Raw genomic sequence first — 21,623 nt, forward strand, 5'->3', positions numbered from 1 at the left:
TTCGCTCCTCGCAATGACGACGGCAACAAGCTACGGCGTCAGCACCGCACGGCCAACCAGTTTGCCTTTCTGCAAATCAGCCAGCGCTTCGTTGGCTTTCGCAAGCGGCATCCTCGTCACCGGGATTGGCGCGATCATCTTGTTGCGCACGAGTTCGAGCAATTCCTTGGTCTCGCGCAAGTTGCCGACATAGCTGCCCTGGATCGTGATCGCCTTGATCGGGATCAGCGGTAACGCAAAGGTCGCGCCGCCGCCGAACAGGCCGACGATAACGAGCTTGCCGCCCTTGGTGAGGCAATCGAAGCCAAGCTGCGTCGTCTGCGCGTTGCCGACGAGGTCGATCACGGCGCGAATGGGTTCGCCGGCCTTCTTCGCGAGTTGCTCCAGCGCATCCGGCGCCTTGCCATCGACGGTCGCGAGCGCGCCCGCGGCTTCCGCCGCCTCGCGCTTGCGCGCATCGATGTCGACGACGATAGCGCCCTTGCCGCCCATCGCCTTCAACAGCGACAGCGCCATCAGCCCGAGCCCGCCGGCGCCGAAAATGACGATCGGCGAGTTGAAGGCGAATTCGACCTTCTTCAGCGCGCTGTAGGTGGTGACGCCGGAACAGGCGTAGGGCGCCGCCGTAACCGGATCGAGGCCCTTCAGGTTCAGGAGGTACTTTGGGTTCGGTACGGTCATGTGGTCGGCATAGCCGCCGTCGCAATAGACGCCGAGCGAGTTGGGCTTGATGGCGCACATGTTCTCATCGCCGCCGACGCAGGTCGGGCACTTGCCGCAGCCGAGCCAGGGATAGACCAACGCGACGTCGCCGACCTTGAGATCGCCCTTGTCGGCCGCCGTCACGTCCGGCCCGAACGCCACGATCTCGCCGACCGTCTCGTGGCCCATTGTGCGCGGCAGCGACACGCCGCGGTCTTTTAGCGACAATGGCTTGCGGCCATGGCCGAGATCATAGCCGCCTTCCCAGATGTGAAGGTCGCTGTGGCAGACGCCGGCGGCTTTCACCTTGATCAGCACCTGCGTACCTGTCGGCTGCGGCGTCTCCTGCTCGACCTCTTTCAGGGGGGCATTGAACTCGGCGACCTGATAACTCTTCATCGCTTCTCTCCCGTCATTCTTGTTCTTGCACGCATTTCTTGAGGACAGACATTGCCACGTCTGCCCGATCGAGACAAACGCGGCTGGCTGTTCAGATCAGCGGATGATGGCACGCCGCGAACTGGCCGGGCGCGACGGCGCGAAGCTCCGGCACCTCCTTACTGCATTGCGCATCCGCGCGCGGGCAGCGGGTGCGAAACCGGCAGCCCGACGGCGGCGCGATCGGCGACGGCGGTTCCCCGACCGGTACTGATACGGCGGGGCGGATATCCGGATCGGGCACCGGGATCGCCTCGATCAGCAGCGCGGTATAGGGATGCGCCGGTCTTGCGAACAACTGCTCGGAGGGACCGACCTCGCAGAGCCGGCCGAGATACATCACCGCGACGCGGTCGCTGACCGCCTTCACCACGGCGAGATCGTGCGCGATGAACAGCAGCGTCAATCCGAACCGCCCCTTCATCTCCTCCAACAGATTGAGGATCTGGGCGCGGATCGAAACGTCGAGCGCGGAGACCGGCTCGTCGCAGACGATGAACTCCGGATTGAGAATGAGCGCCCGCGCGATGCAGATGCGCTGGCACTGCCCGCCGGAAAATTCGTGCGGCAGCCGCCCGACCACCAGCGCCGGATCGAGGCCGACGGCGCTGAGCACCTCGTAAACAAGTTCCCTGCGCTTCTCCGCGTCCTTGATGCCGGCGATCACCAGCGGCTCGGCGACGATGTCGCCGATCTTGCGGCGCGGGTTGAGAGAGGCGATCGGATCCTGGAAGATCAGTTGCACGCGGCGGCGCATCATCCGCAAGGCATCGCCCTGCATCGCCGTGAGATCGTGGCCGTCGAACAGCACCCGCCCCGAGGTCGGCCGGCGCAACTGCAGCACCGCGCGCCCCAGCGTCGATTTTCCGCAGCCGGATTCGCCGACCAGCCCCAGCGTCTCGCCGCGGGCGATCTGCAAGGAGACGCCGGACACGGCATGAACCGTCCTCTGACCGACCGGATATTCCACGACCAGATCATCGACGGCGAGCAGCGGTTCGCTAGGTGGCACGGCTTGCTGCATCATGCGCCGGCCTCGGCATGGACTTCGATCGGATAGAAGCAGGCGTATTGATGCTCGCGGGACTCGGCTTCCGTCAATGCCGGCTTCTCGTTTTTGCAGCGGGCCGCCGCATAGCGGCAGCGCGGCGAGAACGAGCACCCCTGCAACGGCCGGGTCGGATCGGGCGGGCGCCCCGATATCGCGGGCAACGGCGTGTGGGGCGCGGCATCGAGCTTGGGCAGCGCCGCCAGCAGCGCTTCGGTATAAGGCATCCGCATTTTCTTGAACAAGGCGGGCGTCGGCGCGCGCTCGACCACGCGGCCGGCATACATCACGGCGACGTCATCGGTGCGGCCGGCGACGACGCCGAGATCATGGGTGATGATGATCATCGCCATGTGCCGGCGGCGCTGCTCGCGCGCCAGTAGATCGAGGATCTGCGCCTGGATCGTGACGTCGAGCGCGGTGGTCGGCTCGTCGGCAATCAGGAGTTTCGGTTCGCACGACAGCGCGATCGCAATCGCAACCCGCTGCCGCATGCCGCCGGAAAGCTGGTGCGGATACTGCCCCAGCCGCTGCTCGGGCGCGGGGATGCCAACCGCCGTGAGCAGTTCGACGCTGCGTCTGGAAGCAGTGGCATCATCCAGTTCGAGATGCTCCTGCAGCGTCTCGATCAACTGGGTGCCAATCGTGAGCACGGGATTGAGCGAGGTCATCGGATCCTGAAATACCACTGCCAGCGAGCGGCCGCGAAGCCGGCGCAGCCTCTCCGCCGGAAGCTGGAACAGATCCTGCCCGTCGAACATTACGCGGCCGGAGAGCTTTGCCTTCTTCGGCAGCAATTGCAGGATCGCGCGCGACAGCATTGTCTTGCCGCAACCGGATTCGCCGACGATGCCGAGCGTTTGCCCCGCCCCTACCGTAAGGTTCACCCGATCCACCGCGCGCAGATTGCCGCGCGGGGTCGGCAGGTCGACGGTGACGTCTTCGACGGAAAGCAAGGTGTTCCCGCTCACAGCGCGCCCTGACGTGGATCGGTCAGCGCGCGCAGCGCGTCGCCGATGAGATTGAAGGACAATACGGTCAGGAACATCGCAATCGCCGGAAAGAAAGCGAGCCGCGGCGCGATTTCGAGGCTCTCACGCCCCTCCCCGATCATGCTGCCCCAGCTCGAGATCGGCGGCGGCACGCCGAGCCCCAGGAAAGACAAGGCGCCTTCGACCACGATGAGAACTGCAATGCCGAGCAGGAAGAACGCCAACAGCGGCAACATGACATTGGGCAAGAGTTCGCGCAGCAGGATGCGCGCATGCGTCGCCCCCAACGCCTGGGCCGCGATCACGAATTCACGCCGCGCCAGCGTGAGCGTCGCCGCCCGCGCCACGCGCATAAAGGCGGGAACGCTGAGCACACCGAGAATGCAAGTAAGATAGAAGATCGATTGCCCGAGAAAGGCGGTCACGGCCAGCGCCAGGATCAAAGGCGGAAACGCCAGCAGCACATCCATGCTGCCGACCACCATCGTTTCGAACCGGCCACGGAAATAGCCCGCGAGCATGCCAAGTGCGCCGCCGATGATGAGCCCAATCACCGACGCGCATATCCCGACCACCAGCGATATCCGCGCCCCGTAGATCAACCGTGATAGCTCGTCGCGGCCAAGGCCGTCGGTCCCCAACCAATGCTCCGCGGAGATCGGCGCGCGCCGCTCCAGCATGTCCATGTCGGTCGGGCTCGGCAGCGGCAGCACGGGCGCAAGGATCGCGACCGCGAACATGAAAATCATCCAGCCCACCGCCATCCAGAACAGCAGCCCCAACCGCCGTCCGCGCTTGGCAGGTTGCGCCGTGGCATCCTCGTCGAGCGTGAGTTCAAGCGTGGCCATGACGGATCCTGGGATCGAGGACGGCGTAGAGCAGGTCGACGATGAAGTTCATGATGACGAAGCCGGCGGCGACCAGCAGCACGACGCCCTGCAGGATGATGAGGTCACGGGTGTAGATGGCGCCAACCAAGAGCCGGCCGATCCCCGGCAACGCGAAGATCGTCTCCACAATGACCGCGCCGCCGATCAACCGACCGATATTGATGCCGGTGATCGTGATCAGCGTGAGCGACGAGGGCTTGAGAGCGTGCACGAACAGGATGCGCGACGCCTTTAACCCCTTGGCTTTTGCCAGCGCGATATAGTCTTCCTGCAGGGTCGCGATCATATCGGAGCGCAATACGCGCATGATCCCCGGCCATTCGGCGAGCGCCAGCGTCAGTGCAGGCAGCACCATGAAGCGTAAATTCGCGACGGGATCTTCCGCCAACGGGACGTAACCTGTCGCCGGCAACCAGCGCAGCTCCACCGCGAACAGATAGATCAAAAGGATCGCCGACAGGAAGGCCGGCACCGAAAGCATGGCAAACGCGCTGCCGGTCATGAAGCGGTCGAAAGCGCCACCACTGCGGGCGGCGCAGACGATGGCAAGGGGCACGCCGATGACGAGACCCATGACCTCGGCCAGGATCATCAGCTCGAACGATACCGGAAGACGCTCGGTCACCGCCTGCAACACGGTTTGCCCGGTGCGGAATGACCGGCCGAAATCGCCCTGCAGGATGTTACCGAGCCAACCGAAGTAACGGATCCAGATCGGTTGATCGAGCCCCATGTCGCGACGCAAGGCAGCAACGTTCTCCGGCGTCGCCTGATCGCCAAGGATCACGTAGGCGAGATCGCCGGGCAGCAGCGACGCGATGAAGAAGGTCAACAGCGATACTGCGATCAGGACCGGTATCAGGTACAACAGCCTACGCGCGACAAACAGCAGCATGGAAGATTATTCCAGCCAGATCCCGGAGACGTCCACCACCCCGCTGTACATCTTGGGCAAGCCCTTTAGCTTGGCGCTCGACAGCGCGTAATACGTGTTCTGGAATGTCCAGAACCAGATCGCTTCCTTGTTGATGATACGGCTGATTGCGCAATAGTCCTCGATGCGCTTGTTCTGGTCGGCGGTGACGCGCGCGCGCTCGAGCAGCTTGTCGAGTTCGGGATTGGAATAATTGGCGAGCGCAACCGGGCTGCCGGTACGGAAATTGGCATACATCTGAATGTCAGGATCGGCGAGATCGATGATTCGCCAGGGCGTCAGTTGAAACTGGCGCATGAAGGCACGCGGCGGAATGGTGGCCTGATCGACCTGCTCTATCTCCATGGTGGCACCAGCCCGCTTCCAGAACTGTTGCAACACCTGGCCAACGGTGCGTCCACGCGGCGTTGCCGTGACGAGCATCTTGAATTCGACGGGCTTACCATATTCCTTGATCAGCGCCTTGGCCTTTTCCAGGTCCTCGGGAAGCGCACCATCGTCCTTGCATTTGACCCAGGAGCCGTCGCCGTAAGGGTTGCTGGCAGGTCTTGCAAGACCATTGGTGATCGCTTGAGACATCTTCTTGCGGTCGAGCGCCATCACCAGCGCCTGGCGAACACGCACGTCGTCGAACGGTGCGACCTTGGTGTTGAAGGCATAGACCTGCGCGCCGGACCCAACATAGGTGTGCACGGCCAATTTCGGGTCCTTCTGCGCCTTTATGATATTGTCGGCGTCGTATTCATCGTCCCAAATGATGTCGGCCTCACCCGATTGCAGGCTGGCGAAGCGCGACTGCGCGTCCGGCAGCGGCTTCAATGTGATACGGTCGAGATAGGGCCGGCCCTTGTTCCAATAGTCGGGATTTTTCTCAAGCACCATGCGGTCGCCCGCACTCCATGACTTCAGGATATAGGGACCGGTGCCAACGGGATTGCGGTTGTAGTCATCGCCCTTGGTCTTCCACGCGGTTGGCGATTGCACTGAATTGTTGGCGCTTGCAAAGCTCACAAGCGCCGGCATGTTTACCTGTGGATCATTCAGGTTGTAGACCACCGTCAGCTCGTCGGGCGCCTGCACGTTGTTGACATAGGCGATGTAAAAGGCGCAGCGGCATTTGTTGGCAGGGTCTTTCTGCCGATCGAAATTTTCCTTGACCGCTTGGGCGTTGAAAGGCGTGCCGTCGTGGAATTTAACACCGGGTCGTAGCTTGAAGGTCCAGGTCTTGAAGTCCTCGGAAGGAGTCCAGGACAGCGCAAGTTTCGGTTGCACAGCGCCCTTGTCGTCCAGAGACGTCAGCGTATCGAAAATTGCCGCTGCTGCACTTCCGGCCGAAGTATCAAACACGCCGACCTTCAGCGGATCGAAGCCGGGAATATCGAGTTCAAGGCCGAAGGTAATGCTGCCGCCCGCCTTCTGCGCGCTGGCGGGCATTGCCGACAACGCCGCGCCAAATCCCGCCACAAGAAATATTCGCGCGAGCGCGCTCGAACGGATCGCCGCTGCCATTGATGTTCCCTCCGATGTGTCGTTCGTCCGGTGTTCCGGATCGTCGATGGCTGCCCGCGAGATTGTCCGGAAACGCAGTCGCGGGCAAGGCCGTTCACACGCGGCGGGTGAAAAGCCGCAGGTTGATGTTTCGCTACGCGGATCGCGCCGTCAGCCGCGCGCAGTAACTTGTTCCTGACCGGCAAAGGACGCGATCTCATCCTCCGACAGACCGGTCTCCTTCAGATAGGCGCGCGTATGCTCGCCGAGCGTCGACATCCGTTTTGCCGCCGACACTTTCGCGCCCGACATGCGGAACGGCAGATTGAGCACCTTGAAGGTGCCGCCGCCGTCTTCGACCTCGGCCAACGCGCCGCGATGGGCGATCTGCGGATCGCGCAACGCTTCGGCGACGGTGCGGTAGGCTGATGACGGCACGCCCTCCGCATTCAGCGCGGCGAGACATTGCGCCGTTGTCACGGTACGCGACCACGCCTCCACGCCTTCCATCAGGCTCACCCAGTTTTCCCGCCGATCGGAATATTTCGCAAAGCGCGGATCGCTCACCCACTCGGGATGACCGATCACCTGCATCAGGCTCTGAAAAGTTTTCTCGCTGGCAATCGCCATCATCACGTAGCCGTCCGTCGTCTCGATCGGACCGAACATCGGCCGCTGCGTCGGCTTCACCTCGAATTGCGACCACTGCAGCTCGTTCAGCGTCAGGCTTAGCATCGATTCCAGCATCGAGACGTCGATATGCTGACCCTGCCCGGTTGCCGTGCGCTGATACAGCGCCGCCGAAACCGCGCCGAATGCGTAGACGCCGGTCAGCACATCGGCGTGGTAGATGCCGCAATAGTCAGGCCGGCTGCGTCCCGGCTGATAGGCGAGATGCGCCATCTCATAGCCGGAAGCGGCGTGAATGACCGGCGCATAGGCGGGCAGTTCCGCCGACGGTCCGGTCTGGCCGTATCCCGAGATCGAGCAGTAGACCAGCTTCGGATTGAGCGCGTACAGCGAGACGTAGTCGAGCTTCAATCGCCGCATCACGCCCGGCCGGAAATTCTCGACTAGCACATCCGCGGTCGCGACCAGCCGGCGGACGACTTCGGTGCCCTTGGACGATTTCAGATCGAGAACGAGGCTGTTCTTGCCGACATTGAGCTGGCCGAAGGCGGTCGAGCAGTTATTGCGCACCGGAGGACGGGTACGCATGGTTTCCCCTTCCTCGGTTTCGATCTTGATGACTTCAGCCCCCATGTCGGCTAACATGCGTGTGCAGTGAGGCCCGGCAATCGTTGTTGAGAAATCGAGGACGCGCAGGCCTGCGAAGCTTCCTGTCAAATTCCTCTGATCGTTACCGATTATTGTCATTCTCTCGTAGCTCCTCTGGGCCTGACGGCACTTGTTGTTGGCGCGCGACGCGACCCTAAAGGGCGCTTCCGCGGCAGGAAAGACTTTCGCTCGGGCAAACCACTGTGAGGGTCTGCATTACTGTCCGAATAGTCGTCTGGCAATTGGACCCGTTCTTGCATCATCCCTCATCACGGCTGGTCGAGGGCTTTTCTTTGAAGGTCTTGTTCGTCACCACGGAAATGGATGATTTCGTCCGGGTGGGCGGTCTCGCCGCCGTCTCCGCGGCGCTGCCTCGGGCGCTTCGTCCCTGGAGTGATGTGCGGATCCTGCTGCCGGGCTACCGCGACGTCGTCGAACAGTTCACCCACATTGAAATCGTTGGACAATGCGCCGCGCTGGCGGAGATGCCGGCGTGCTCGCTGGGCCGCGCATCGACCAGGGACGGGCTGCCGGTCTACGTGCTGCTCTGCCCGCATCTCTACGAGCGGCCGGGTAACCCTTACGGCGATGAGTCCGGCCGCGACTGGCCGGATAATGATATCCGTTTCGGGCGCTTCGCCTCCGCCGCTGCCGAGCTGGCGATGGGCACGCTGGACAAGAATTGGGCAGCGGACCTCGTTCACGCCAATGACTGGCAGGCCGCGCTGGTGCCGGCCTATCTGGCCTGGAAAGGCGCGAAGCTCCCTTCGATCCTGACCATCCATAATCTCGCCTATCAGGGGCTATTCCCGCGGGACGCGCTGCGCCGGATCGGCGCCCCCGAGAGCTCCTTCCACATCGACGGGCTTGAATTTTACGACAAGCTCTCTTTCCTCAAAGGCGGCATCGTCTACGCCTCGCATCTGACCACTGTGAGCGCGACCTATGCGAAGGAGATCACGACACACGAACTGGGCTGCGGGCTCGAAGGCCTGCTGCGACGCCGCTCGGATGCCGAACAACTGACCGGCATATTGAACGGCATCGACGAAAGCTGGGATCCGCGCGCCTGCACGCAACTGGCGCAACCTTTCGGCGCCGGCGACTGGGAGGGCAAGCAGGCGAACGCCAACTACGTGCGCAAGCAATTCGGCCTCGCGCTGTCGCGTGGGCCCCTGTTTGGACTGGTCGCCCGCCTGGTGCACCAGAAAGGCGTCGATCTGGTCTTGTCCGCCGCCGATCAAATCATCGAGGCGGGTGGACAGATTGTGGTGACCGGCAGCGGCGAGCCTGAGATCGAACACGCGCTGGTCGAAGCACACCGTCGAAGGCCGGACGCGATCGGCGTCGTCATCGGCTTCAACGACGCCCAGGCCCGGCGAATTTTTGCCGGCAGCGATTTCACGCTGATGCCGTCGCGGTTCGAGCCGTGCGGGCTCAGCCAGATGTACGCGCAGCGGTTCGGATCGCTGCCGATCGGCCACCAGACCGGCGGGCTGGCGGAGACCATCAAGGACGGCGAAACCGGCTTCCTGTTTTCGCACCCGTCGGCGGAGTCGTTCCTCGGCGGCGTCAGGCGCGCTTTCGACGCCTTCCGCGCCAAGGACCGGCTCGACGCGATGCGGCGCAGCGCGATGGCACGGACCTTTAGCTGGGATCTGTCGGCCGCCTGCTATAGCGCGCTATATCGCAAGACGATCGCCCCCTCCATCATCGCCTAACGTTCGGCTACTCGGCCGCTTCCGCCATGACCTCGATTTGCTCGTGCAGGATGACGCCCGCGAGCGGATCGAATTCGCCCATCCAGGGCTTCTTTGCGAGCACCGATCTGGTATGGCGGTAACCGGCATCCCAGCGCTGCATGATGCCGGACGGGCTGAAATCGATATCCTTGGTGTGGTCCTCGCGGCTGAGCTGGGGGGCAAGCAGGCGCACGATATGCATCCGGGTCGGACAGCCATAACCAGCGAGCTCCCTCACCGTCTCGCTGTTGCGCTCGGCCTCCGGCAAGCGCGCTGCGAGCTGGTTGATGACATGGCGCAGCCGATGCGCCTGCTGCTGGCGGGCGATGTGGCTGGCGATCCGGCTTGAATACTGCACGTCCTTGTGGCGGTTGAGCACCTCCGCCATCGTGGTCGGCTCGGCGCCGGACGGATTCCACAAATGCACGGCAAAGATCAGCGAGTTCTTGCGCGGATTGTCATCGAACACGGCTTCTGTCGGCGTATTCGATAATATGCCGCCGTCCCAATAGAGCTCACCGTCAATGCGGATCGCAGGGAAGGCCGGCGGTAGCGCGCCCGAGGCCATGACGTGCTTGACGCCAAGCTCGCAGTCCCGGCTGTCGAAATAGCGCATCCGGCTGCTGCGGACATGCGCGGCGCCGACCGTCAGGCGCGGCTTGCATCGATTGACCAGATTGAAATCGACGAGCTCCGTCAGCGTCCGCTCCAGCGGCGCCGTGGAATAATAGCCGGCATGGTCGGGACCAAGCGGATAGGAGTCGGCGGCATGCGCAAGCGGGTTGGGCCGGAAGAAGCCGGGAATGCCGTGGGTCACAGTCGACCAGTAAGAGAGCTTTTCGTTGAAGCCCGGAAAGATGTCGCGGAAATTCCAGACCGGATTCTGTTCCATTCTCTTCCAAAACTCACGAAGACGCGGCAACCGGTTCTGCGGCGCGTTGCCGGCAATCAGGCTGGCGTTGATCGCACCGATCGAGGTGCCGATGATCCAGTCCGGCTCGATCCCGGCCTCGTTGAGCGCCTGATAGACGCCGGCCTGATAGGAGCCGAGCGCGCCGCCGCCCTGCAGCACAAGGACGACCTGGCCCGGTTCGGAATTGGCCCGCGCGCGCATATTGGGCGATGAACAGAATTCCTGAACGTCGTGCATGTCACGCTCCCTTGGTTTTCTTCTCAATGGGCAGTCCAGCCGCCATCGACGGGCAGCGCGATGCCGGTAATCGACGCCGCCGCGTCGCTGGCGAGAAACACCGTCAGCGCCCCCAATTCTTCGACGGTGGCGAAGCGCTTGTTCGGCTGCTGGGCGAGCAGCACGTCACGGATAACCTGCTCGCGCGAGATGCCATGCGCCTTGGCCTGCCCGTCGATCTGCGCCTCGATCAGTGGCGTGTAGACGTAACCGGGGCAGATCGCGTTGCAGGTGATGCCGTCTTCCGCCGTCTCCAGCGCTGCGACCTTGGTAAGGCCGACGATGCCGTGCTTCGCCGCGACATAGGCCGACTTGAACGGCGAGGCGATCAGGCCGTGCGCGGAGGCAATGTTGATGATGCGGCCGAACTTGTTCTGGCGCATCGCGGGCAAAGCCAACCGCGTGGTGTGGAACGCGGACGACAGGTTGATCGACAGAATCGCGTCCCATTTCTCGACCGGAAACTGGTCGAGCGGCGCGACGTGCTGAATGCCGGCATTGTTCACCAGAATATCGAGCCGGCCGTGACTGGCAACCGTGCCCGCGATCATCTCGGCGATCGCTTCCCGGCTCGTCATATCCGCCGCGGAATAGCTGACCTCGACACCGAAATCGGCTTCGATCTGGCCGCGGGTTCGGGCGATCTCGGCCGCAATGCCCAAGCCGTTCAGCACCACTGCCGAGCCGGCCTCCGCCAACGCCCGGGCAATCCCGAGCCCGATACCACTAGTCGAGCCCGTCACCAGCGACACCCTGCCGGCCAACGGGCGCGCAGCCGCCACACCTTGCGTTTTGAACTGAATATTCATGGCCCGTCCTTTCGTGTGAGGATTCAGCGCCCGGCGCTGACCATCGTGGCGCCACCCTGCCCGGCCGCCGTCAATTGAGGAAATGCCGTTTGGCTTCCAAAACCATAGGCCGCTGCTATGGCGGTTATGGTGTCATCGCGGGCCGCGATCAGCTACGGTGCGGCCAAGACAGACCGGGGCACGGCCATGGAGATGCATCAGGTTCGCTATTTTCTTGCGGTTGCGCGCGTGCTCAACTTCACGCGTGCCGCCGACGAATGCAATGTCACGCAGCCGTCGCTGACACGGGCGATCAAGCAACTGGAGGCCGAACTCGGCGGCGATCTGTTTCGCCGCGAGCGCCCCGCCGCGCAATTGACCGAGCTCGGCCAGCGCATGCATCCCCTGCTCAAGCAATGCTACGAGGCGGCGACCGGCGCCCGCGAGCTCGCCTCGTCATTCAAAAGCGGCGAGGTCGGCGCGCTCCGGATCGCGCTGACCCATTCCGTCGACTTGTCGCTCCTGATTCCGCATCTCAACCAGATCAAGCGGATGTTCAATCGCCTGGAGTTTCGCTTTTTGCGGGGCAATGCCCGCGAGGTCGCGGAATATCTTAGGAGGGGCGAAGCCGAACTCGGCATTGCTGCCGAAATCAGCGAAGAGTGGGACCGGCTCGACACCTGGCCGCTGTTCACCGAAAAATTTCAACTCGTCGTCAACAAGAAACATCCACTGGCAGCGCGCGGCAAAATCGAATTCAACGATCTTCGCAGCGAGCAATTGCTGTCACGGAATTACTGCGAGCATGCGGCGCGACTGAACGGCTCGCTCCGCGAGCACGGCCTCGACGTCGATCGCTGCCATGAGATCGCATCTGAGCGCGACCTGATCGAACTGCTGGAAGCCGATATCGGCATCGCCGTGGTGCCCGATACGGCGTCGATCCCGCCTTCGCTGAAGCGCGCCAGCCTCGAAGGGCTGGACGCGCGGCGCACGGTGAACCTTTACGGCGTGGCTGGGCGTGAACGCACTGCAGTAGCATCCGCCGTGATGCGGATGTTGCGCGGCACCAACTGGCAGCAGTTCATTGACAGAAATGGGATTCCGTAGAAGCTCTGCCCGGATCGTCTCTCCGCGCTTTCCGCCGCATTTCCGCTAATCTCGACCCTCCCAATCCGAGCCGGCTGCACCATATCAGACATAGCTGTGAGTTGGAGAGACCGATGAAATCTCATCCACACCCGAACCGCAAAGAATGGGAACAGATCGCCGAGGATTTGCAGGAGACAGCAGATAGGCTTCCGCCCGGCAATGACAAGGAAGCCGTCCAGCGCAAGGCCTTGCAAATGAGGAAGGCAGTCGAAATCGGAAATTGGCTGGTCTCGCCCGGCGTGCTGCCACCCCGCTGATGCGGCGCTCCGCCTGGCAGAATCGCGGTGTATGCCTCGAACAAAAAGCGACCCCGCCATTTGAAATCGCAAAATGACGGGGCCTTCGGAGCGTTTCACCTTTGTGGAGGTTACTTGCTCCTTGCCGACATAACCAGCGACGCGCGGTCACGTTCCGGGTTTCGTCCAGATTTTTCTTCCCGAGAACTTTCATTCTCGAGATTTTTGGCCGGTTCCAATTCCGTGAAGCCTGTATCGATCGGCCGGGGCACCTGCCTTATGCGGCAGGGTCCCGTTAGCGCGAGCCTTGCACGCCCCCCTGCACACCTCAGGCAATTCTCGGAACTGCCCTCCCTTGCCGGAATTTCCATAGTAGAGGCGAGGCCGCCATGACCAAGCCGCGCCGGCGTCGCCGAGCCGGCGGATGCCGGACCCGCGCCGGCACATGGGGCGCAGCCCTGCAAGGCCGCGCTGAATTCGGTCTCGATCAAGGGAGATCAGCCATGCCGCAGATCCACGCCGACAAACAACCCGTTACCCAGATCACGATCGTCGAGTCGGAGCCCGACAAGCAGGCGGAGGCGTTGTCGGTCATGACCGAGCGCGCCCGCTTCATGGCGCGTCAGCCGGGCTTCATTTCGATCAGCCTGCATCGCAGTCTGGATGGACGCCGCATCGTCAACTACGTGCAATGGCAGAACAGCGACTTGCTGCGAGCGGCCCATCAATCGCCGGAGTTTCGCAAGAAGTGGGGCCACTTCGACGAAATCACGAGCGAGATCGATCCGCACTTGTACGAAGTTTCTGCCGTCCTGGACGGGAAAGCGTAAGTATCGCGAGGCCGTTCCGCACGTCTGGCCGCCTTCGCGGAACAGGTGCATACGCTGTCGCGTTGAACATCGCAGAGCCGGTCCAGTGATGCTGAAATCAGCGACCGCCGGCTAGCTAATCCGACGTGATCGCATCCCGGCTCAAGCAGTGGGAACAACCTGATGCAGGACTCCCGACCATTGATCACGCCTGCGGGAAGCGGAATCCTGGATCCCGGGACCGGCGTTCCCGTGAGTGATAGCTATTTCTTTGCCGGATTGAACAGCGAGCTCAGTGACAAAGGTTTTTTCGTTACCGCCGCCGATGATTTGATTACGTGGGCCCGCAGCGGTTCGTTGATGTGGATGACATTTGGCCTCGCTTGCTGCGCAATCGAAATGATGCAGATGGCAATGCCCCGCTACGATGCCGAGCGGTTTGGATTTGCGCCCCGTGCCAGTCCGCGGCAGGCGGATGTCATGATCGTCGCCGGTACATTGTGCAACAAGATGGCCCCCGCGCTGCGCAAGGTCTACGATCAGATGCCCGAACCCCGATACGTGATTTCGATGGGTTCGTGCGCCAATGGCGGCGGCTATTACCACTACTCGTATTCGGTCGTGCGCGGCTGCGACCGCATCGTTCCTGTCGATATCTATGTTCCGGGCTGCCCGCCGACCGCTGAGGCGCTGCTGTACGGCGTGATGCTGTTGCAGAAGAAGATTCGGCGTTCAGGCACCATCGAACGTTAGACGTCGATCGCCCGGAAACGGGAACCATGCGGCGGGCGCGGACCCGCAACATAAGCAAGGCCCAGACAGCAAGCACGCAAACGCTCCTCCCGCCAGGCGCAATGTGGGGACGACCTGGACAGGCTCCGACTATCGCTCTTCGCTTGCACAATTCAACGCGGCGATCAGGTCGTCGATCTCCATGCGCTTGCGGAAATCAGGATCGACGAAGCGGGCTTTCACCCGTCCATCACGGCCAACCACGAAGGTCGCGGGGATCGGCAGCACCCAGCCGTCATTGCCCTGGAAACTCGCCATATCCTGGTAGGAAAGCAGGTGCTGGATCTCGGTGCCGAGCCAGATCGCAAGATTGAGCGACAGCGCATAGCCGTTATCGAGGTCGGTGAGCACGGGGAATGGCGCGTTAGCCTCGGCTTTGAATTTTTCGGCGTAGGCCTGCGTCTCCGGCATGATCGCAACTGTTTGTGCGCCCAATGCCTTGATTCGATCCTGCGCCTGAATCACTGCACGCACGTTCAGCCGGCAATAGGGGCACCAGTGGCCGCGATAGAACATCACGGCGACCGGACCGTGGTCGAGAAGCGATTTCAGGCCGACCAGCCGGCCGGTCTCGTCCGGCAAGAGGAACGGCGGCATCACCTCGCCTACCCGCGGCGCATTTTCGCCGCCGCCGTTCTCATTGAGCCGCACCACCAGCCGGTCGACCGCTTCGCCATAGGCGGGAAACAGCTCCCGCCCCGCCGCGGCGTAGGCCTCGAGCTGCTCACGCAAGGTGCCTTCCATGTCGCGGCATCGCTGGAACGCCTCCTTGAGACGTTCGGCATTGGCTGGCGATAGCGCTGTCGTCATGGCTTGCTCCGGCATGTCAGTATTATTTTCCGGTCCGGGCCGTCCCGCAAGGGCGGCCCGAACGCTTCAGCTCCCAAGGGCTCAGGGCAGATAGAAATTGCCGGTCGGATCGAGCATGCCGGAGGTCGAATAGAGCTGGCCCTTATCCATGAAGAACACAGTGTTATCAGGCACCTTCTTGGCGTTCTTCATCATCGCATCGTGGTTCTTGGCCGTCGCTGCCATCGCCATCGCCGACATCTTGCCGGGGCCGGCATACATGTAGGCCATGCCCGCATTGAATTCCCAGGGAACTTGCGAGAAGGCGGTCGTTGCGACGGCAGCAAACGCGGCGGCGGCAATCAGCGTCTTGGAAATGGCTTTCATGGGGATCCCTCTGGATGGATGGTGACGCCCGCCAATCGGGCGCTGTCCCATCAGAGGACCGCCTGAGCCGAATGAGAAATGCCGTTGCACAATCGGTTCGATAGCCAGGGCGTATTGAGAGACGGCCAATAGCCCAGCGCTATCGACTTGAGAGCGGATGCGCATTTCATATTGGCTCGATGGACCTTCATCCTGTCCTCGAAGGCATGCCGAGGCATGCGCAACCGACAGGAGATTTCCGATGACAACTCGTTTGACGAACCGCATTGTAAATTGTTGCGCCTCGCTGCTGCTGGCCATGCTCGTGCTTTCCGTCGTCTCCGCCGCAAGGGCCGACAGCAATGACGGCATCGTTCGCGTCAAGAGCGCGGTGCCGATGGCCGAGGCGATCAGCCGCATCAAGGCGGACATTGCCGGCAAAGGCATCAAATTCTTCATGGAGATCGACCAGGCGAAGCTCGCGGCCGACGCCGGCATCAAGCTGCGCCCCTCGACACTCTTGGTGTTCGGCAACCCGCCGCTCGGAACGCAGTTCATCACCTCGAACCCGAACGCCGGCCTCGACTGGCCGGTCCGGCTGCTGCTGACGCAGGACGATAACGGCGACGTCTGGGCGGTGTGGACAGATTTCGGATGGATTGCGAAACGCCACAATATCAGGGACCGGGCTGCGCAATTCGAGATGGCGACCAAGGTGGTCGGCTCGATCACATCGAGCATTACGGCCAGGTAACGCCCCGCGACCTCTCGCGCGTAACGTCTTCAGGCCGCGCCTCGGCGCGGCCTGATCGCATCAGGACCCGCCAATAGAGGGATGAATTCGATGACATCGGAAAAATTCGACGTGGTCATTCTCGGCGGCGGCAACGCCGGTATCGGTGTCACCGGCCCGGTCCGGCGCGCCGGAATGTCGGTTGCGATGATCGAAGCCGATCTGCTCGGCGGCACCTGCCCCAATCGCGGCTGCACGCCCAAGAAGGTGCTGGTCGCCGCCGGTCATGCGCTGCACGAAATCGAGCGCGCTTCCATCCACCACATCGCCATCGGCAAGCCGAAACTCGATTGGGCGGCGCTGATCGACCGCGAGAAGGACATGATCAAGGATATCCCTGCCAATCTCGCCCGATCGATGGCCAAGCGTGACGTCGCGGTCATCAAGGGCCATGGTGCGTTCATCGGCCCCAACACAATCCGTGTGAGCGATCGCGAGCTCGAAGCCGGACATGTCGTCATTGCGACGGGATCGAAGCCGCGGCCGCTGCCGATTCCAGGCGCCGAGCTCATGATCACGTCGGACGATATGCTGAGCGAACGCGAGCTACCCGGCTCGGTCATTTTTGTCGGCGGCGGCGTGATCGCGCTGGAATTCGGCCACGTCTATGCCCGTGCCGGTGCTGAGGTCACGATCCTCGAAGCCCTGCCGCAGCTATTGCCGGCCATGGATGCCGATGCCGTCGCGCGCCTGCAGGCCGATAGCGAGCGCATCGGCATCCGGGTGAGAACCGCTGTCCATGTCAGACGAATTGAAACCGCGAACGGCCGCCTGCGCGTTCACTTCACTCATGGCGGCATCGAGCGCACGGCCGAGGCCGAACGGGTCGTCAACGGCGCCGGGCGCGTCGCCAATGTCAACACGCTGAATCTCGCCGCGGGCCAGGTCGAGCACGCCAACGGCCGCATCGCGATCGACCGGCATCTGCGGTCGACCTCCAACCCCAGCGTCTATGTCTGCGGCGACGCGGTGCCGACCTCACCGCAACTGTCGCCGATCGCGACTTATGAGGGCGACATCGTCGGCCGCAACATCGTGGAGGGCCCGAAATATTGTCCCGAGTACGCCAGCATGGCGACATCCGTCTACACCGTGCCGCCGCTTGCTTCCGTCGGCCTGACGGAGGCCGCTGCCAGGCAGAACGGCCTTGCCGTCGATGTTCACACCAACGACATGCGCGACTGGTTCTCCGCGAAAACCTACGCCGAAACCGTGGCATGGTCGAAGGTGATCGTCGATCAATCCACCGACCGCATCCTCGGCGCGCACTTTGTCGGGCATGCGGGGCAGGAGCTTGTGAACATTTTCGGGCTGGCGATGCGCTTTGGAATCACTGCGCGCCAGATCCGGGAGAATGTCTACGCTTATCCGACCTTCTCCTCCGACATCAAGCACATGCTCGGCCACGGCTAGCCACATAGCGCGGCGCTATCGACTCGAAAGCCAATCGGCATTTCCTCTCCTGCGCAATTTCCGTGATGGTGGTGACGTCGCCGGCCAGACCGTTCGGGCCAAGGCAAGACCGAAACAAAGGAGATCACGACATGTCCAACATCACGTCACGCGCGATCCGCCAAAGCCTCGCGCTCGCCGGAATAGTCGCAGGCTCGTTTGCGACCGTCTCAAGCGCTGCGGCCGGCGAATGTCCGGCCGGCAAGATGCAGGCGAATGTCCGCCCGATGGTCGACCACAAGCCGATCGGCGTCACCGACGTCACGCTCGGCTCGATCAACCTCGAAAAGCAGCCGGCCAACATCAGAGATCGCGAGCTGCGCTTCCGCAAGCTGACGATCGCGCCCGGCGGCATCGTGCCCTGGCACAGCCATGATGATCGGCCCGCGCTGATCTACATCCAGCAGGGCGAGATCGTTGAATACGCCAGCAACTGCTCGGAGCCGATCGTGCACAAGGCCGGCGAGATCCGGCCGGAAGTCGCCGGCACCTCGCACTGGTGGAAGAACCTCGGCAAGGAGACGGTCATTCTCTATGTCGGCGATGTCCGCAAGGATCCGCACGACCACAACATGTAATCGGTTGCAACGAGCGCCATCCGACGTCTCGTTGCCGGATGTGACGGCCTGGGTCGCCATGTCGCCCCGCGCGCCCAGCCGTCACATCCTTCTTTTCCGAGATGACACCGAGAAGCGTCATGACCGACATCTCCGCGCCGATGAAATCCGAAACGACGGAAATGCGCGGCCACTCGCCGGGCGTGGCCCTGCGCTCCCTGCTTATCGGCCTCACCGCGTTCCTGACAGTGGTCGATCTGTTCGCGACACAGGCAATCCTTCCCTCGCTGACCCGCCACTACAACGTGACCCCGGCCGCGATGGGTTTCGCGGTCAATGCCAGCACCATCGGCATGGCGGCCGCCGGCCTCATCGTCGGCTTCCTGAGCCCACATATCGACCGCCGGCTCGGCATTCTCGTAAGCCTCGTCGTGCTCGCGGTTCCCACGACGTTGCTGGCGATCGCGCCCGATCTCGCCACATTTACTGCGCTCCGCATCGCGCAGGGCCTCTGCATGGCCTCGGCCTTCGCGCTGACGCTGGCCTATCTCAGCGAGCAATGCAGTTCGGTGGACGCGGGCGGCGCGTTCGCGGCCTATATCACCGGGAACGTCGCGAGCAACCTGATGGGCCGGCTGATCTCGGCCGCCGTCGCCGACACGTTCGGGTTGGCCTCGAATTTCTATTTCTTTGCATTGCTCAACCTTGCCGGCGCGGCGCTGGTGTATTTCACCATCCATCGGGTCAAGCCGATGCAGGCGACGCCCGCCGTGCAGTCGCCGTTCGCGGCGGCGATCGCACACTGGCGTAACCCGGCGCTGCGCGCGGCATACGCCATTGGGTTCTGCATCCTGTTTGCCTTTATCGGCACTTTCACCTTCGTCAATTTCGTGCTGGTGCGCGCGCCGCTGTCGCTCGGGCGGATGGATCTCGGCTTCGTCTATTTCGTGTTCGCGCCTTCGGTGGTCACGACGCTGTTCGCCGGCCAGGCGGCAGTGCGCTTTGGTGCGCGGCCTGCGATCTGGGGTGCGCTGGCGGTCGCCGCTTTGGGCCTGCCGCTGATGCTGTCCGCGCATCTGCCGGCGGTGCTGACCGGCATGGTGCTGGTCGGCGTCGGCACGTTCTTCGCGCAAGCCTGTGCGACCGGTTTTGTCGGGCAGGCTGCGCGCGACAACCGCGGCATTGCCAGTGGAACTTATCTTGCCTGCTATTTCCTCGGCGGGCTCGTCGGTAGTGCCGTGTTGGGCCAGTTATTCGACCGCTTCGGCTGGACCGCTTGCGTTGCCGGCGTCGGCGCGTCGCTGGCCATCGCGGCACTTTTGACCGTGCGCCTCACTCTTGAAGCTCGACCCGCCGGGTCTCCGGCATGAAGGTCCAGATCACCGTCAAGCCAAGGGTTGCGATCCCCGCCAGCCCGATGAACGCGATGCTGCTGCCAAAGACATCGCTGATATAGCCCGCCAATACTGTGCTCAGCGAAGCCCCAATGCCAGTCGCGGTTCCGACGATTCCCTGCGCCAGATTGAAGTGGCCACTGCCATAGGCGACATCGGCCACGATCAGCGGCACCATCACGCTAAGCACGGCCGCGGTAATGCCGTCGAACACCTGCACCAGGACCAGAACATAGGGATCTCGAACGACCGCAAACAGCAAACCACGGATCACCAGCGCAGCGAACGCCAATAGCAGCAGCGGCCGCCTCCCCCAAGCCTGCGCCTTGCGTCCGACCGAGGGTGACGTCAACGCGACGATCGCTTGAGGTACGATGATGCAGGCCGCAATCAGCACAGGCGCCCATTGAGCCGATCGCGTGGTGACCACGCCGGCCATCAGCGGCAGCATGGCAGCGTTGGCAAGTTGAAACAGCAAGACGCCGCCGGCGAAGATCAGCAGCGGGCGCTGCCGAAGGAGATGAAGCACACTGGTCGCTTCCCTGTCGGCAGCCGTGGTTTCGCCGTCCTCGCTCAAGGCACCGTGCGCCTGCGCCACGTTGATTTCCTGGCCACGAATCCGGGCAAGCGCCAACAAGGTGGGAATTGCGAGAAAGAAGGTGACGAAGAAGACCGACTGGCTGGACAGCAGATAGCCGCATGCGCCCATCAGCGCCGCCGCTGAACCATTACCAAGGGACGCGAAACGGGCATTGCGTCCGAGCCGTTCCCCGATCGCAAACGGCCCGACCAGGCCGAGGCTGATCGCGGCGATTGCCGGGCCCAGCACGCAGCTCGCAAGCGCATGCAATATGGCGGCCGCCGTCACTACCGGAAAGATCGGCCATAAGGCGTAAGCCAGCGCGGCGCAGCCGATGGTGGCGACCGCGAGCCCAGCCACCAGCCGCTCGGAACGGGCAGCATCGACGACGGCTCCGCCCGGCATCTGCCCGAGCAGGCCGATGATCCCGCCGATCGAAAGCACGAAGCCAATCTCGACCTGCGTCCATTTCTGCGTGGTCAGGTAGACCGCGATAAACGGACCGAAGCCGGTCTGAACATCGGCGAGAAAGAAGATGAACCAGTCGAGGCCGCGCTGGCTCTCGCGCGACGGTTTGTGCCGCTCCTTGGGCGCGGGCGGCAGTGGCACAACATTGTCCTCGCCGGCGGATCGCCGATGGCGATCGTCGTTCATCGGATCGAGCGACTGGGACGGGCGCGCGATCAGAACGTTTCTCCTTTACTTGTCGAAATCCCACGGCTGTAGGCGGCCGGCCGCACCGAGTACGATGACCGGCGCGTCCTGCTTGTATTCCGGCGCCGCCGTCACCTGCTCCTTGGTCAGCTCGAGCGTGATGCTGTCGCTCTTGTTGGCAACGCGACCGAAATGCAGCGCACTCCAGTCGACGACGATCTTTCGGCTGCCGACCCCGAGAAAGCCGCCGAAATCGATGACGGCGGCGCGCACCGTGCCCTCGCGGTCCACGATCACATCGACGATACGCCCCATATTTTCGTTGGCCGCGCTGCGGACCTCGCGGCCCAGAATGCCGAGGGCGTCGCGGGCACCGATCACAGTGACCGACGGCGGAGGCGCCGGTTCCTTTTTCGTGGCATCTTTCGCGGCATCAGCCGGCGCGGCACGGCTTCCCTGCGCTCCATCTTCCGCTGCCGAAACCGGAAGGCTCATCGCTAGCCCGGCGATCAGCGATATCATGACAATACCGGCGCGCATATGGCCTCCTGAACTCCGAG

Annotated in this window: 22 protein-coding genes; 9 read left to right on the forward strand and 13 right to left on the reverse strand. The window is 62.9% G+C overall.

What is annotated here, in order from left to right; all coding sequences use genetic code 11:
• Nucleotides 1-30 precede the first annotated feature (30 nt).
• The 7 genes from HCN50_RS02740 to HCN50_RS02770 all read right to left on the reverse strand — a co-directional run bounded on the left by HCN50_RS02740 (nucleotide 31) and on the right by HCN50_RS02770 (nucleotide 7,869).
• The gene (locus HCN50_RS02740) at nucleotides 31-1,101 is read right to left on the reverse strand and encodes an alcohol dehydrogenase (RefSeq protein WP_171708065.1); all 1,071 of its coding nucleotides are present in this window, start codon (nucleotides 1,099-1,101) and stop codon (nucleotides 31-33) included.
• A 91-nt stretch (nucleotides 1,102-1,192) separates the two neighbouring features.
• Complete coding sequence (locus tag HCN50_RS02745; protein WP_171708066.1) at nucleotides 1,193-2,167, reverse strand: ABC transporter ATP-binding protein; 975 nt, start codon at nucleotides 2,165-2,167, stop codon at nucleotides 1,193-1,195.
• The gene (locus HCN50_RS02750) at nucleotides 2,164-3,144 is read right to left on the reverse strand and encodes an ABC transporter ATP-binding protein (RefSeq protein WP_210264744.1); all 981 of its coding nucleotides are present in this window, start codon (nucleotides 3,142-3,144) and stop codon (nucleotides 2,164-2,166) included. Before HCN50_RS02750 ends, HCN50_RS02745 begins: the two co-directional genes overlap by 4 nt.
• A gap of 11 nt (nucleotides 3,145-3,155) precedes the next feature.
• Nucleotides 3,156-4,028, reverse strand: a complete 873-nt coding sequence (locus HCN50_RS02755) for an ABC transporter permease (RefSeq protein ID WP_171708068.1) — start codon at nucleotides 4,026-4,028, stop codon at nucleotides 3,156-3,158.
• A complete protein-coding gene (locus tag HCN50_RS02760; protein ID WP_171708069.1) occupies nucleotides 4,015-4,965 on the reverse strand; it encodes an ABC transporter permease in 951 nt (316 codons plus the stop codon). The genes HCN50_RS02755 and HCN50_RS02760 overlap by 14 nt, the downstream gene beginning before the upstream one ends.
• Before the next feature lie 6 nt (nucleotides 4,966-4,971).
• Complete coding sequence (locus HCN50_RS02765) at nucleotides 4,972-6,513, reverse strand: ABC transporter substrate-binding protein (protein ID WP_171708070.1); 1,542 nt, start codon at nucleotides 6,511-6,513, stop codon at nucleotides 4,972-4,974.
• 150 nt (nucleotides 6,514-6,663) lie between these two features.
• Nucleotides 6,664-7,869, reverse strand: coding sequence for a CaiB/BaiF CoA transferase family protein (locus tag HCN50_RS02770; protein ID WP_171708071.1), 1,206 nt, complete (start codon nucleotides 7,867-7,869; stop codon nucleotides 6,664-6,666).
• A 194-nt stretch (nucleotides 7,870-8,063) separates the two neighbouring features.
• On the opposite strand from HCN50_RS02770, the gene glgA reads away from it, so the two are divergent.
• Nucleotides 8,064-9,491, forward strand: a complete 1,428-nt coding sequence (gene glgA, locus HCN50_RS02775) for a glycogen synthase GlgA (protein WP_171708072.1) — start codon at nucleotides 8,064-8,066, stop codon at nucleotides 9,489-9,491.
• A gap of 7 nt (nucleotides 9,492-9,498) precedes the next feature.
• Here glgA and HCN50_RS02780 read toward each other — a convergent pair whose 3' ends face one another.
• Together HCN50_RS02780 and HCN50_RS02785 are read right to left on the reverse strand one after the other, a co-directional pair.
• On the reverse strand, nucleotides 9,499-10,662 hold the full coding sequence (locus HCN50_RS02780; protein ID WP_171708073.1) for a patatin-like phospholipase family protein: 1,164 nt from the start codon (nucleotides 10,660-10,662) through the stop codon (nucleotides 9,499-9,501).
• 23 nt (nucleotides 10,663-10,685) lie between these two features.
• Nucleotides 10,686-11,510: a 3-hydroxybutyrate dehydrogenase gene (locus HCN50_RS02785; protein WP_171708074.1), complete on the reverse strand. Its 825-nt coding sequence runs from the start codon at nucleotides 11,508-11,510 to the stop codon at nucleotides 10,686-10,688.
• A gap of 186 nt (nucleotides 11,511-11,696) precedes the next feature.
• Here HCN50_RS02785 and HCN50_RS02790 point away from each other — a divergent pair, with 186 nt between their 5' ends.
• The 4 genes from HCN50_RS02790 (at nucleotide 11,697) to HCN50_RS02805 (ending at nucleotide 14,439) form a co-directional block, all read left to right on the forward strand.
• Nucleotides 11,697-12,599: a LysR family transcriptional regulator gene (locus HCN50_RS02790; RefSeq protein ID WP_171708075.1), complete on the forward strand. Its 903-nt coding sequence runs from the start codon at nucleotides 11,697-11,699 to the stop codon at nucleotides 12,597-12,599.
• Between the two features lie 113 nt (nucleotides 12,600-12,712).
• The gene (locus HCN50_RS02795; protein ID WP_171708076.1) at nucleotides 12,713-12,898 is read left to right on the forward strand and encodes a hypothetical protein; all 186 of its coding nucleotides are present in this window, start codon (nucleotides 12,713-12,715) and stop codon (nucleotides 12,896-12,898) included.
• Between the two features lie 368 nt (nucleotides 12,899-13,266).
• Nucleotides 13,267-13,707, forward strand: a complete 441-nt coding sequence (locus tag HCN50_RS02800) for an antibiotic biosynthesis monooxygenase family protein (RefSeq protein ID WP_171708077.1) — start codon at nucleotides 13,267-13,269, stop codon at nucleotides 13,705-13,707.
• Between the two features lie 162 nt (nucleotides 13,708-13,869).
• Nucleotides 13,870-14,439: a NuoB/complex I 20 kDa subunit family protein gene (locus HCN50_RS02805; protein WP_171708078.1), complete on the forward strand. Its 570-nt coding sequence runs from the start codon at nucleotides 13,870-13,872 to the stop codon at nucleotides 14,437-14,439.
• Between the two features lie 129 nt (nucleotides 14,440-14,568).
• Here HCN50_RS02805 and HCN50_RS02810 read toward each other — a convergent pair whose 3' ends face one another.
• On the reverse strand, nucleotides 14,569-15,288 hold the full coding sequence (locus tag HCN50_RS02810) for a peroxiredoxin-like family protein (RefSeq protein WP_235976706.1): 720 nt from the start codon (nucleotides 15,286-15,288) through the stop codon (nucleotides 14,569-14,571).
• A gap of 81 nt (nucleotides 15,289-15,369) precedes the next feature.
• Entirely contained in the window at nucleotides 15,370-15,654 is a 285-nt protein-coding gene (locus HCN50_RS02815) for a hypothetical protein (protein ID WP_171708080.1), read from the reverse strand.
• Between the two features lie 241 nt (nucleotides 15,655-15,895).
• Here HCN50_RS02815 and HCN50_RS02820 point away from each other — a divergent pair, with 241 nt between their 5' ends.
• From HCN50_RS02820 to HCN50_RS02835, 4 genes are all read left to right on the forward strand, one after another.
• Nucleotides 15,896-16,387 carry a DUF302 domain-containing protein gene (locus HCN50_RS02820; RefSeq protein ID WP_171708081.1) on the forward strand — a complete coding sequence of 164 codons (492 nt, stop codon included), beginning with the start codon at nucleotides 15,896-15,898 and terminating at the stop codon, nucleotides 16,385-16,387.
• Nucleotides 16,388-16,477: 90 nt separating this feature from the next.
• Nucleotides 16,478-17,839 (forward strand): dihydrolipoyl dehydrogenase family protein, encoded by a 1,362-nt coding sequence (locus HCN50_RS02825; protein WP_171708082.1) that lies wholly within the window; start codon nucleotides 16,478-16,480, stop codon nucleotides 17,837-17,839.
• Nucleotides 17,840-17,970: 131 nt separating this feature from the next.
• Complete coding sequence (locus tag HCN50_RS02830; protein WP_171708083.1) at nucleotides 17,971-18,456, forward strand: cupin domain-containing protein; 486 nt, start codon at nucleotides 17,971-17,973, stop codon at nucleotides 18,454-18,456.
• Nucleotides 18,457-18,575: 119 nt separating this feature from the next.
• Complete coding sequence (locus tag HCN50_RS02835; protein ID WP_171708084.1) at nucleotides 18,576-19,805, forward strand: MFS transporter; 1,230 nt, start codon at nucleotides 18,576-18,578, stop codon at nucleotides 19,803-19,805.
• Here HCN50_RS02835 and HCN50_RS02840 read toward each other — a convergent pair.
• Together HCN50_RS02840 and HCN50_RS02845 are read right to left on the reverse strand one after the other, a co-directional pair.
• On the reverse strand, nucleotides 19,768-21,063 hold the full coding sequence (locus tag HCN50_RS02840) for an MFS transporter (protein ID WP_171708085.1): 1,296 nt from the start codon (nucleotides 21,061-21,063) through the stop codon (nucleotides 19,768-19,770). The two genes, HCN50_RS02835 and HCN50_RS02840, sit on opposite strands and share 38 nt — an antisense overlap.
• A 45-nt stretch (nucleotides 21,064-21,108) precedes the next feature.
• Nucleotides 21,109-21,603 carry a PRC-barrel domain-containing protein gene (locus HCN50_RS02845; protein WP_171708086.1) on the reverse strand — a complete coding sequence of 165 codons (495 nt, stop codon included), beginning with the start codon at nucleotides 21,601-21,603 and terminating at the stop codon, nucleotides 21,109-21,111.
• Nucleotides 21,604-21,623: the final 20 nt, after the last annotated feature.

This window comes from Bradyrhizobium archetypum (assembly GCF_013114835.1).
Taxonomy (GTDB): Bacteria; Pseudomonadota; Alphaproteobacteria; order Rhizobiales; family Xanthobacteraceae; genus Bradyrhizobium; species Bradyrhizobium archetypum.

Bases quoted from the DNA above. Each gene is read 5' to 3' on its own strand.
- HCN50_RS02800 (WP_171708077.1), top strand. From the start codon at position 13,267: ATGACCAAGCCGCGCCGGCGTCGCCGAGCCGGCGGATGCCGGACCCGC.
- HCN50_RS02820 (WP_171708081.1), top strand. From the start codon at position 15,896: ATGACAACTCGTTTGACGAACCGCATTGTAAATTGTTGCGCCTCGCTG.
- HCN50_RS02765 (WP_171708070.1), bottom strand. From the start codon at position 6,513: ATGGCAGCGGCGATCCGTTCGAGCGCGCTCGCGCGAATATTTCTTGTG.
- HCN50_RS02805 (WP_171708078.1), top strand. From the start codon at position 13,870: ATGCAGGACTCCCGACCATTGATCACGCCTGCGGGAAGCGGAATCCTG.
- HCN50_RS02755 (WP_171708068.1), bottom strand. From the start codon at position 4,028: ATGGCCACGCTTGAACTCACGCTCGACGAGGATGCCACGGCGCAACCT.
- HCN50_RS02845 (WP_171708086.1), bottom strand. From the start codon at position 21,603: ATGCGCGCCGGTATTGTCATGATATCGCTGATCGCCGGGCTAGCGATG.
- HCN50_RS02780 (WP_171708073.1), bottom strand. From the start codon at position 10,662: ATGCACGACGTTCAGGAATTCTGTTCATCGCCCAATATGCGCGCGCGG.
- HCN50_RS02790 (WP_171708075.1), top strand. From the start codon at position 11,697: ATGGAGATGCATCAGGTTCGCTATTTTCTTGCGGTTGCGCGCGTGCTC.
- HCN50_RS02815 (WP_171708080.1), bottom strand. From the start codon at position 15,654: ATGAAAGCCATTTCCAAGACGCTGATTGCCGCCGCCGCGTTTGCTGCC.
- HCN50_RS02745 (WP_171708066.1), bottom strand. From the start codon at position 2,167: ATGATGCAGCAAGCCGTGCCACCTAGCGAACCGCTGCTCGCCGTCGAT.
- HCN50_RS02785 (WP_171708074.1), bottom strand. From the start codon at position 11,510: ATGAATATTCAGTTCAAAACGCAAGGTGTGGCGGCTGCGCGCCCGTTG.
- HCN50_RS02835 (WP_171708084.1), top strand. From the start codon at position 18,576: ATGACCGACATCTCCGCGCCGATGAAATCCGAAACGACGGAAATGCGC.
- HCN50_RS02770 (WP_171708071.1), bottom strand. From the start codon at position 7,869: ATGACAATAATCGGTAACGATCAGAGGAATTTGACAGGAAGCTTCGCA.
- HCN50_RS02825 (WP_171708082.1), top strand. From the start codon at position 16,478: ATGACATCGGAAAAATTCGACGTGGTCATTCTCGGCGGCGGCAACGCC.
- HCN50_RS02840 (WP_171708085.1), bottom strand. From the start codon at position 21,063: ATGAACGACGATCGCCATCGGCGATCCGCCGGCGAGGACAATGTTGTG.
- HCN50_RS02795 (WP_171708076.1), top strand. From the start codon at position 12,713: ATGAAATCTCATCCACACCCGAACCGCAAAGAATGGGAACAGATCGCC.
- HCN50_RS02740 (WP_171708065.1), bottom strand. From the start codon at position 1,101: ATGAAGAGTTATCAGGTCGCCGAGTTCAATGCCCCCCTGAAAGAGGTC.
- HCN50_RS02810 (WP_235976706.1), bottom strand. From the start codon at position 15,288: ATGACGACAGCGCTATCGCCAGCCAATGCCGAACGTCTCAAGGAGGCG.
- HCN50_RS02760 (WP_171708069.1), bottom strand. From the start codon at position 4,965: ATGCTGCTGTTTGTCGCGCGTAGGCTGTTGTACCTGATACCGGTCCTG.
- HCN50_RS02830 (WP_171708083.1), top strand. From the start codon at position 17,971: ATGTCCAACATCACGTCACGCGCGATCCGCCAAAGCCTCGCGCTCGCC.